We start from the raw sequence: 1,147 nt of genomic DNA, 5'->3' as shown, positions 1-1,147 counted from the left end.
GCATGATTCCGCTTAGCATGGCAACCACTCCGCTAGACCTTGGTTTGTCCGAGCCTATGGATGACAACCCGCTATCCCCAGGCGAAGAACGCAGCCGACTATCAGCCATTGACCTGAAGAGTCTGGCATATGCCCCGAAGACTTCTTGATCAGGACCGCCAACGTGAGCGCCGTAGGCAGATGCTATTGCTTGACCGCATCAGCCGACAGTCAGAGCGCATCATAGCCATTGAGATAGCCCGAACCACTGTTGACATTGTTAAGGCGTGGGAAGTATCAGGCCAAGCCAACCTGCCCCCAGAGCATAACCGGAGAATAAATACCCGTCTGCGCCAGATGTGGTCTGCCTCTATTCAAGCACTAGGCGGGCGCATACTTGAGCAGGCCAAGAACCGTTCAACTCCCATCACCACCAAGGCATCACACGAAGACCTATTCGAGCGCATGGTTCAAGAGTATATATTGACCTATGGCGGCGAGCAGATAGCCGAGGACATCAGCCGCACCACTGTTACGCAGATCATGGCCCAGATAGAGTCAGGCAGGCAGGCGGGCATCGGCGTTGCTGAGATAGCTAAGAACATTAATAGCAAGGCGTCTGCTATAGGTAGGGCGCGGGCTGCGGTGATTGCCAGGACAGAGACACACAGCGCGGGCAACTTCGGGGCGCTGAAGTCTGCCGATGAGGTTGGCTTGCCTATGATGAAAGAGTGGATCAGCGATAACTCAAGCCGCACAAGGGATGCTCACAGGGCGGCTGATGGTCAAACGGTGCCAAAGGATGAGCCGTTCCAAGTTGACGGCGAGGCGCTGATGTACCCAGGAGACCCCGTAGGCAGTGCAGAAAATACGATAAACTGCCGGTGTTCAAGTGGTTATATCGTAATGGATTAATAGACCAATAAGTTATTAGACAAACAAGCCTGCATCGGGGTAGCCTGATTGCAGGTTTTTTAATGGGAGAGGGTAATGGAAGAGTTAGGATTCAAACCATCAGAAGGCGATGTGTTCGTTCCATCCGACACAACCGGGCTGATCTTTCACAGTGCCAATGGCATAGAGTGTTGGTCCTGGGATTTTGCTAGGTGGGTGCTTGATAATCCGCCTGAAGGATCACACGAAAAATGGCAGCAGCAGACAGGGGAAG

At 53.2% G+C, this 1,147-nt stretch carries 1 protein-coding gene; it reads left to right on the top strand.

From position 1 onward, the window contains the following. The first annotated feature begins 186 nt into the window (after positions 1-186). Positions 187-894, top strand: coding sequence for a phage minor head protein (locus V6D20_21495; GenBank protein HEY9818357.1), 708 nt, complete (start codon positions 187-189; stop codon positions 892-894). Positions 895-1,147: the final 253 nt, after the last annotated feature.

This window comes from Candidatus Obscuribacterales bacterium, from assembly GCA_036703605.1.
Lineage (GTDB): Bacteria > Cyanobacteriota > Cyanobacteriia > RECH01 > RECH01 > RECH01.
This window is presented reverse-complemented; position numbering and strand designations above follow the sequence as displayed.